This window comes from Paucibacter sp. TC2R-5, from assembly GCF_025717605.1.
Taxonomy (GTDB): domain Bacteria; phylum Pseudomonadota; class Gammaproteobacteria; order Burkholderiales; family Burkholderiaceae_C; genus Paucibacter_A; species Paucibacter_A albus.
On the sequence record NZ_JAJIRQ010000029.1, the window covers coordinates 1 to 2,389 of the forward strand.

General features: G+C 63.4%; 3 protein-coding genes. All 3 read left to right on the forward strand.

Annotated elements, in window-relative coordinates; all coding sequences use genetic code 11:
- Positions 1-70 precede the first annotated feature (70 nt).
- The 3 genes from tnpA to tnpC are packed head-to-tail and all read left to right on the forward strand — an operon-like array spanning position 71 to position 2,334.
- Positions 71-427, forward strand: a complete 357-nt coding sequence (gene tnpA / locus LNV08_RS22905; RefSeq protein WP_263536055.1) for an IS66-like element accessory protein TnpA — start codon at positions 71-73, stop codon at positions 425-427.
- Positions 424-756 (forward strand): IS66 family insertion sequence element accessory protein TnpB, encoded by a 333-nt coding sequence (gene tnpB / locus LNV08_RS22910; RefSeq protein WP_263536056.1) that lies wholly within the window; start codon positions 424-426, stop codon positions 754-756. Before tnpA ends, tnpB begins: the two co-directional genes overlap by 4 nt.
- Before the next feature lie 60 nt (positions 757-816).
- Positions 817-2,334 (forward strand): IS66 family transposase, encoded by a 1,518-nt coding sequence (tnpC, locus tag LNV08_RS22915; protein WP_263536057.1) that lies wholly within the window; start codon positions 817-819, stop codon positions 2,332-2,334.
- Positions 2,335-2,389: the final 55 nt, after the last annotated feature.

Consider the following 2,389-nt stretch of genomic DNA (forward strand, 5'->3'; position numbering starts at 1 on the left):
GTATGCGTCCAGTGAACCCATCTTGAATGAGCCCGTCCGGTCTGTAAGGATCACGTCCACTTAGTAATAGATGGACATGATGGCAACAGAGAAGATCGTTAGACGGCGGCAATACAGCGCCGAGCTCAAGGCCAAAGTCGTGGCCGAGTGCAATGAGGCCGGAGCCTCAGTGGCCAGGGTGGCGATGTCGCACGGCATCAATGCCAACATCGTGCATGGCTGGCGACAACTACAGCGTGAAGGCAGTCCATCAGTTCCCTCGAATTCAAGCGGATTCGTCCCGGTGTCGCTTGCCTCTCCGCCGGCGCCCCCTGGCAACGAAGACATTCGGGTCGAGCTGCGCCGTGGCTCCATTGCCATGACGATCAATTGGCCAACATCGGCGGCGGCCGAGTTCGCCATCTGGACACGAGAGTTGCTGCGTTGATCCGCATCGACGCCGTGTGGATGGGCGTCGAGCCGATGGACATGAGGGCCGGCACCGAGACCGCATTGGCGCGTGTGGTCAAGGTCTTCGGCGCCGCCCATCCCCACACGGCCTACCTCTTCGCCAACGCCCGCGCCAACCGCATGAAGGTGCTGGTGCACGACGGCGTCGGCGTCTGGTTGGCCGCCCGGCGCCTCAACCGGGGCAAGTTTGTCTGGCCCCATAACGTGGAAGGTACGCTGAGTCTGAGCCGCGTGCAGCTGGATGCCTTGGTGCTGGGCCTGCCCTGGCAGATGATGGGCGAGGCAGGGATCATCCGCGTGCTGTAGCGCAATTGCTGTAAATGCCGATGCCTGGGGCCATCGAAGCGGGCAACATTCATTCCCGTGATTCACGAAGCCCAGCTTGACACCCTGACACCCGCGCAGTTGCGCGAGTTGACGGCCCGACTGCTGAGCGAGGTGCGCTACAAGCAGGCCACCATCGACAAGCTCACGCACGAGAACGCGGTGCTCAAGCGGATGAAGTTTGCCGCCAGCAGCGAGGTATTCCAGGGCGACCAACGCAGCCTGCTCGAAGACGCGGTCGATGAAGACTTGGAGGCGGTGCAAAGCGAGCTGCAACAGCTCGTCAGCAAGCCCGCAGCACCTGCCCGGCAAATACCCAAGCGCCAGGCCCTGCCGGCAGAGCTGCCGCGCCGCGAGTTCCGCCACGAACCCGACAACACCCGCTGCACTTGTGGCTGCCAGATGAAGCGCATCGGCGAGGACATCGCCGAGAAGTTGGACTATGCCCCTGGCGCGTTCACGGTCGAGCGGCACATCCGTGGCAAGTGGGCCTGCGCCCAGTGCGAACGCTTGGTGCAAGCGCCGGTCGAAGCGCATGTGATCGACAAAGGCATTCCGACCGCCGGCCTGCTCGCGCAGGTGCTGGTCGCCAAATACGCTGACCATCAGCCGCTGTACAGACAAGAAGGCATCTATGCCCGCAGCGGCGTGACACTGCCGCGCTCGACCTTGGCAGCCTGGGTTGGCGCATGCGGTGTGCAGTTGCAGCCGCTGGTGGACGCGCTCAAGGCCGAGATGCTCACCCACCAGGTGCTGCATGCGGATGAAACCCCGGTGGCCATGCTTGACCCCGGTGCTGGCAAAACGCACCGGGCCTATCTGTGGAGCTACTGCACAGGCCAGTTCGAAGCCAGTCGCATCGTCGTGTACGACTTCGCCGAAAGCCGGGCCGGCAAGCACGCGATGGAGTTCCTGGGGCACCCTGGCGAAAAGGCATGGCGCGGTGCGCTGGTATGTGACGACTACTCGGGCTACAAGGCCCTGCTCGCCAAGGGTGTGACGGAGGTGGGTTGCATGGCCCACGCGCGGCGAAAGTTCTATGAGCTATGGGCTAACCACCGCAGCGAGATCGCCGAACAGGCGCTGAGCCACTTCGGCCAGCTGTATGAGATTGAGCGTGAAGTGCGGGCCGCATCGCCCGAACAGCGTTTGCAGACCCGACAAGCCCAAGCCAAACCGGTCGTCGATGCCTTGCACCGCTGGCTTGCGCTGCACCGGCAGAAAGTGCCCGACGGTTCAGCCACAGCCAAGGCCATCGACTACAGCCTCAAACGCTGGGTGGCGCTAACGCGCTACCTCGATGACGCCATGCTACCCATCGACAACAACTGGGTCGAAAATCGAATCCGGCCAGTAGCGCTGGGGCGCTCGAACTGGCTCTTCGCCGGCAGCCTGCGAGCGGGCAAGAGGGCGGCGGCCGTGATGAGTTTGATCCAGTCCGCAAAGCTCAATGGTGTGGAGCCGTGGGCGTACCTGAAGGACGTGCTGACCAGGCTCCCCACGCAGCCGGCCAGCCGAGTAGCGGAGCTGCTGCCGCATTGCTGGATTCAGCCCGAGTAATTCGGGCGCCCCACTGCTGGGCGATCCGTCAAGATGACTTGCCTGGACGCATACG